This is a genomic window from Anaerococcus sp. HMSC075B03 (assembly GCF_001815585.1).
Taxonomy (GTDB): Bacteria; Bacillota; Clostridia; order Tissierellales; family Peptoniphilaceae; genus Anaerococcus; species Anaerococcus vaginalis.
In genome coordinates this window covers 957-8,407 of the sequence record NZ_KV821171.1, presented here as the reverse complement: position 1 = coordinate 8,407, position 7,451 = coordinate 957, and the positions used below count along the sequence as shown (strand labels likewise).

Genomic DNA, 7,451 nt, shown 5'->3' with positions numbered 1-7,451 from the left:
TTTCATATCTTGTTTCATAAAATCATCCTCCTTTTTTCATATTCTTAAAATCCAAACCACTTGTAGGTTCGTCAAAAATTAAGATTGATCTATTACTCAAATTTAAATCTTCCACTTTTCAGATTGTTTTCTGATTTCAATAAAATCCTTATATATTCCATGTTTAGATGCAAGTTCACTATGTGTTCCTACTTGTTTTATAACACCATCTTTTAAAACAACTATCTGATCAGCATTTTTTACAGTAGAAAGCTTGTGTGCAATTACAATAACAGTTTTGCCTTTTAATAAGTTTTTCAAAGCAATCAATAATTGTTTTTCATTTTCTGGATCTACGCTTGAAGTTGCCTCATCAAGAATTACAAATTTACTTGGCTTTAACATAGCTCTCGCAATAGATATTCTCTGGCGTTCACCTCCAGATAGGTTTGAACCCCCTTCTTGCAAAACAGTATCATAAGCTTGTGGCAATTTCATAATAAAATCATGGCACTGAGCTTTTTTGGCAATATCTATCATTTCTTCATCTGTTGCATTTGGATTACCAAACTTAATATTGTTTTTTATGGTATCATCAAAAAGATACACGTCTTGAAAAACAAAGCTAAAATTTGAAAGCAATTCATCATACTTGTACTGTTTAATATTTAGATTTCCAACTTTTACTTCGCCAGAATTTACATCCCAAAACCTCGCCATTAAATTGCAAAGTGTTGTTTTACCACTTCCTGAAAATCCAACAAGAGCAGTTGTTTTTCCATCTGGAACAAGCATACTTAGATTATTGAAAAGATTTTCTTTTCCATAAGAAAATGAAATATTGTTCATTGATATTTCTGCTTTATCTACTTCTGTCATTTCACCTTCTTCAATTACAGGTAAATTTCTTAAATTTATAACAGTATTAAGATTTCGTACAGCAACACCCTTAATACTCTGCATACTTCCTGCTAATTCAAATCCAGAAAAAACAACAAAACTCATAACAATTAATATAATAGCTTTAGTAACTTCAATATCCCCTGATAAATATCTTATGATAGAACTAAAAATTATCACACAAATACCAAGTTTAAATACTAACAAGAATAAAAACTGTGTTGGAACTAAAATTTTTTCTACAGCAAGGAAGCCTTTGCGACTTTTTGTAATACTTTCGTTTAGTTCCTTAACTGTATTTTTATCTTTTCCAAATGCTTTAGTTATTCCTATCCCATTTACATACTCAAGCATTTTTTCACTTAAATCCAATTTAAGTCCTAACAATCTCTCTGTTAGTTGATCTGTGCTTTTTTGTGTGAATAAGTTTACTAAGGTTCCAACAATCAAAGTCAACAATATAATTATAGCTGTTGCAAAATCATAAGGTAGTATGAAAATAACCATAATTAGTGTCTGTATTGTACCTACAAGCATTTGCTCAATAATAAAAACTCCTATTGTTTCAAGTTCACCTATAACAGTTGACAATGCTCCTGCTATATTCCCTAAAGAATTTGTGCTGAAATATCCCATGTTTACATTTTTTAAACGATCACCAATATATAATCTATTTTCTGCTCCTAAATTGTACGAAGCAATATATTTGTTTTTATCAGCCAGATATCCAAATATAATTTTTCCTACCACACTTATAGCTGCAATAATAAAAACAATATACACATCTTTAATTAAAATGCTTTGGTTCGTGAATATATTTTCACAAATTTTGGTCAAACATAATAGAATTGCACCTAAAGAAACTCCTTCAAATACTCCCTTAAATACATCAAAAATAAGCATTTTTGTTATTTTATTTGAATATGACCCTGACACCTCATATAAAGTTTTTATCAATTCTCTCACTTTATATCACCTCGATTTCTTTAGATTCTGTATATACATCCCACATTTTTTTGTATCTCCCATTTAACTCTAGTAATTGTTTATGAGTGCCTTCTTCAATTACTTCTCCATTATCCACCACAATTATTTTATTTGCATTTACAATTGTAGATAACCTGTGAGCTACCATAATCACTGTTTTATCTTTAATTAACTTATCAATAGACTGTTGAATAACTGATTCATTGTCAGGATCAGAATATGCTGTTGCTTCATCAAGTAGTACAATAGGACTATTCTTTAAAAAACACCTAGCTATTGCAATTCTTTGCTTTTCTCCTCCAGAAAGATTTGCTCCTCCCTTTCCTACAATAGTTTCATATCCATTTGGTAGGCTCTTTATAAAATTATAGCAACTCGCTTTTTCACAAGCCTCTTTAATTTCATCCATACTCGCATCTTCCTTCGCCATCTTTAAATTTTCTAATATTGTTTTATTAAAAAGAAAGTTTTCTTGCGACACATAGCTAACAAGCTCCATATTCTGTTTTAAAGGCAATTCGTTCAAATTTGTTTTTCCAATTAAAATTTCTCCATTAGAAACATTCCAAAATCCTGCGATTAGTTTTGTAATAGTAGACTTTCCACTACCTGAATTTCCAACGATTGCAGTTAACTCATTTTCATTTGCTTTAAACGAAATATTATTTAATACATTCTTTGACTCTTCATATGCAAATGTAACATCTTTAAACTCTACATCATAAGATTTTATATCTCTTACTTCTTCTCCTCTTTTTAAGTTAGGAATTTCCATTATTTTTTTTATTTCTTCAAATACAACTTTTATATTTGCTATTGTTTCCATATGACTCATAGCTTTTATTAATGGTTTATATGAAGCATATGATAGCAATATACACGTGATAAGAGTCCCTACTTCAACACTACCCTTCATAAAGAAATACAAGGAAGCTGGTAAAACGAATACCATAGTTGACGGGATAGTTTCCATAGTTGCTGTCATTGAAAAACAAACACTCAAATACCAATCAAGCATTGCGTTCTTATTTTCTTCAACAGTCTTTCTAAATTTCCCAAATGATGATGCTGATTTATTAAATGCTTTTATAACTTTAATACCATTTACATATTCAACCATTGTCGTATTCATAGCTTTAGCTGCTTCTTGGTATCTTTTAGATTTTTCTTCATAACCTCGCATCATTAACATTGAGAACAATAATCCCAATGGAATTGTAAGTAAATTTGCAATTCCTATTCTCCAGTCCATTATAAAAATTGTTATGATCAATACTATAGGAATGAATATATTAGCAATAACTTCTGGAATCACATGAGCAATCGGTTTTTCCATTTTATCAAGTGTTTCCACCATAAATTGAGACCACTGTCCGCTGCTCTTTCTTTCAACTTCTCCCATAGAAATTTTACTTAATTTGTCAGCTAATAACTTTCTTTTATCTTCAATAATCCTGTAGGCAAGATTATGAGAAATAATAGTAGATATTTCATGAAATAATATACTTGCCAAAAATCCCAGAAATACAGCAAAAATATATGGATAATAATTATTTAAATTTGTATTTTTTGCAACCAAGTTATTAATAATGGCTGCTACAGAAAAATAAGGTATTACACCAAATCCTACTCCTATTATCGCAATGAATACAGCTGCGAAAATCTTGCTTTTATGTCCCTTTAAGATATCCATCTTTTACCTTCTTTCATAAAATCTTTTTATTCTGCCATCGCAAATTTCCAATAATTTATTACATGTACTATCAATCAATTCATTATCATGCGTAACAATAAATATAATTTTATTATTTGAAAATTCTTTAATGACTTTGCTTATTTCGAGCATATTTGTATAATCAAGTCCACTCGTTGGTTCGTCCAAAATAATAATTTCTCTATTCATTAACATCCCCAATGCTACAGAAAGTCTCTGCATTTGACCTCCTGATAAGCACATAGGATGACGATTATCTAATTTTTTAAGATCTAATTTTTCTAGAATATTATCTATTTGCTTTTCATCTATTTTAGAATCAAATAAACTAAATTCATCTCTTACAGATTCCGAAAAAAACTGATGAATTACATCTTGCATAACCATATAACAAAGTTTTCTTCGTTTTTTATATTTTATGGGACTTCCTTTATAGCTTATTTTTCCTTCGTTTTCTTTCAACAGTCCACACAAAATTCTCATTAATGTTGTTTTTCCTTGACCATTTTTACCTGTTATTGCAATAATATCTCCCTTGTTTCCGGAAATATTTATCTTATCTAAAATTTTTTGTTTCTTATTTTCATATTCTAAATTTGAAACTACAAAGTCATCAGATTCACAAAATGTTACAGGATTTGCAAAATCATCATTTTTCTTTCTTACAAAAGTTCTAAGTCCTAGTTTCTTTCGTGAGTCATCACTAATTGAAGAAAATTCTACATTTGAAAAAACATATTTTATTTTTCCGTCTTGTAAATAAATAGCTCTATCAATTAAATCCATTAAATAATAGAGTCTATGTTCAGAAATAATAATTGTCTTGCCCTGAGTTTTAAGATTTATAAGCATCTCTCTTATTCTTTCAATGCCATACTCATCAATATTTGCAGAAGGTTCATCAAACACATATACATCTGGATTGGTAGCATAAATAGATGCAATAGCAAGTAATTGCTTTTCTCCACCTGACATCATAAAAACATTTCTGTTTTTTAATCTTTCAATTCCCAAATCACGTACCACTTTAAAAACTTGTCTTTTTATTTTATCAGGGTTTTCACCTAAATTTTCTAATCCAAATGTTAGTTCACTATCTGAATCTAAATTAAAAAACTGTGTTTTGGGGTTTTGAAAAATTGTTCCCACTTTTTCAGAAATTTCATATATCTTCATTTGTTTTGTGTTTATCTCATTTATAAAAATATTTCCTAATAAATTTCCCTCTAAAAAATGAGGAATCAATCCATTGATTAATTTTGTTATAGTTGTTTTCCCAGAACCAGATTTTCCGCATAATAAGATAACTTCTCCTTGATTAATCTTTATTGAAATTTTCTTTAACTGATCTTCTAAGCTTCTCTTATAGGAATATGAAGCTTCATTTATATTAATCATGTTTCGTACCTCTTATAAAAATAACTTGAACTTTACATTAAAGAACATCAGAATACATAATAGAATAATTATTAGATCCCAAATGTTAAATCCTGCATTATCCATAAAAGTCTTTCTTGCAGGATTTTCTATCCCTCTTACTGTAATAGCTTGAGCTAATTCATCTGCGGTATTAGAAGCTGTAACTATTAAAGATATTAGTCCTAATTGTATCTTTTTAAATCCAGTCACGCCTCTTATTTTTATTGCATCTGAGATTAATATTTTTTCTTCTCTTAAAGATGGAAAATATCTGATGCCTATTGCTAGGGAAATAATTAGGCTTTTTGGAAAATGCATCATTTTTAAGGCATACATAATATTTCGTATAGGATTAGTTTTTACAAGAATTTGACCAACTAAAAAAATCGGTATTAACTTAGGAGCATGAATCACCAATAATCCAAAATGTGCTGATATGACATCTGGTAGAATCGGCAAAACAAAATATTTCAATCCCTGTAATAATACAAACATAGATAATGCCTTTAAAGATATTTTAACAAGTCCCATAAATAACGCTATAATAGCAACCATTAAAAGAATAAAAAAATCTAATTTTAAGCTATTATTTGCAAAGCTAATAATACTAACTGAAATCAAAAAAATGATTTCAGTTAGTGGATTTAGCTTTATAATGCCTCTTACAATACCCTCCATTTACATAATTCCAGCTTTCTCAAAACGTTTTTTGAACATTGCTTTACCTATATATGCACCAATGACTCCTCCAATAAATGCAGTAATGATCATCCCGATAAGTGTTGGAATTGAAATTAAAGTTTGTAATTTATTTACATATTCTGGACTCATTCCCATTTTAATAATAGATTTCATATAAGATTCTTGGAACAACCACATAGGCAATGGTGAGCCAATCAACCCAATGCAAATCAATCCTGAAGATACTATTACGCTTTTTTGACTTTTATATCCCAAAATTTTTCTAGTAATTTCTGCTAAAACCCCTGCAATAACGCAAGTTATGACAATTGTAAAAGTGCATTCTCCTATAGCAAAATATATAATCCCTGTAATTGCTATCAAAAGTAAAGCCGTTCCTGGTTTTGGCACCTTAGAGACCAACAACATGTAAATAAAATTACATATTATGCCTGTCATTGCTGGCCATAATAACCAAAGTATCGGAGAAAACACAGGAATAAACATTACCGCCATTGATAACGCCATGTATATTACCGAAAAAATACCGATGTTAACTAAATCTTTTGTTTTTAATTTTCTTTCATTCATTTGAATACCTCCATTTAAATTTTTATATTTATTTACCAGTTGCAATATGATTGATTCAAAATAATCTTTACTGGTAAATTTTTCTTATTATTGTTTACTTTCCATAAAACGCAGAAAATCGGGATTAACCCGATTTCAAAATTTATTATTTTTTAATTTTATATTATGTTTTCATTTAATAATCCTCCTCCAACCAAAATTCATTGCTGCCTCCATCATATCGATAAAATTTAAGGCTTCATTATATGGATACCTATGTGTGATTACCTCAAATAAAGGCGTACATGCCATTGTATAAAGAACATGAAGTTCATCATCATTCAAATCATTTACTTCAATCTTTTTTTCTTTAAGAATCTCAATTAATTTCTTAGCGCCCTGCACTTCAAGATTCACTAAATCATGACGAATTGATTCAAATTCCGTACCCTGAGAACAGTTAAACAGAAGATTAACTATAGGATCGTTTTGGTAAATAAATTCCAATAATTCCCTATTACTATCATCAGATTTTTCTCCAAAAGCTTGTAAACCATTTACTTTAATTTCTTCAATCGCTTGATTTGTCAATTCTTTACTTCTTCTGTATAAGTGATTAAGTATAGGACTTACAAGTACTTTAAAAATATCTTCTTTAGATTTAAAATGCTTATATATTGCACCAGGCGTAATTCCTGCATTTTTAGCAATAGTGCGAATAGAAGCCTCTTCGAATCCATGCTCTGTAAACTCGCTTTTTGCACTTTTTAATATTTTCTCTATTGTAACATCTTTGTCTCTCAGTAAGTTTCACCTCCCAAATTAAGATAACACCGTTTACTATATTTTAGCATAAAGAAACTAATGAAGTCAATAATCGCTATCAAATATATTTTTTTATGATAACATTTTATTTAATTCTCTATAAATTATCTTGTTAGGTCTGCTACTAATCTCCTTTCTAGATCAACCATACAATCATGACACACATTGTCTAAAACAACTATTTTAGATTTATACAACTTATCTGATTCCATTACTGATTAGCAGAATAAACAATTGTCATTTTTAGAATATATTGTTAATATTGAAATATTCCTTGAAATCTATTCTATGTTGTTTATTAGCTTCGATAAGTGCGGTATAATTAATAGAACTGAATAAACGCTTAACGCTTATAACTTTAATAGCAAGCACAGTA

Annotated in this window: 6 protein-coding genes and 1 pseudogene; all 7 read right to left on the bottom strand. The window is 29.1% G+C overall.

The genetic code is table 11. The features are described 5' to 3' along the window. Positions 1-102 precede the first annotated feature (102 nt). Complete coding sequence (locus HMPREF3045_RS02370; protein WP_019117223.1) at positions 103-1,845, bottom strand: ABC transporter ATP-binding protein; 1,743 nt, start codon at positions 1,843-1,845, stop codon at positions 103-105. Between the two features lies 1 nt (position 1,846). Continuing rightward, a complete protein-coding gene (locus tag HMPREF3045_RS02365; RefSeq protein WP_050198508.1) occupies positions 1,847-3,559 on the bottom strand; it encodes an ABC transporter ATP-binding protein in 1,713 nt (570 codons plus the stop codon). A gap of 3 nt (positions 3,560-3,562) precedes the next feature. Next, the gene (locus tag HMPREF3045_RS02360; protein WP_070736941.1) at positions 3,563-4,978 is read right to left on the bottom strand and encodes an ABC transporter ATP-binding protein; all 1,416 of its coding nucleotides are present in this window, start codon (positions 4,976-4,978) and stop codon (positions 3,563-3,565) included. A 12-nt stretch (positions 4,979-4,990) separates the two neighbouring features. After that, positions 4,991-5,677 carry an energy-coupling factor transporter transmembrane component T family protein gene (locus HMPREF3045_RS02355; protein ID WP_019117224.1) on the bottom strand — a complete coding sequence of 229 codons (687 nt, stop codon included), beginning with the start codon at positions 5,675-5,677 and terminating at the stop codon, positions 4,991-4,993. Further along, the gene (locus HMPREF3045_RS02350) at positions 5,678-6,271 is read right to left on the bottom strand and encodes an MptD family putative ECF transporter S component (RefSeq protein ID WP_001005732.1); all 594 of its coding nucleotides are present in this window, start codon (positions 6,269-6,271) and stop codon (positions 5,678-5,680) included. Positions 6,272-6,442: 171 nt separating this feature from the next. Then, entirely contained in the window at positions 6,443-6,841 is a 399-nt protein-coding gene (locus HMPREF3045_RS02345; RefSeq protein WP_000184354.1) for a hypothetical protein, read from the bottom strand. A gap of 60 nt (positions 6,842-6,901) precedes the next feature. Then, positions 6,902-7,024 (bottom strand): annotated as a pseudogene (locus HMPREF3045_RS09510) (TetR/AcrR family transcriptional regulator); the annotation flags it as partial. Positions 7,025-7,451 lie beyond the last annotated feature (427 nt).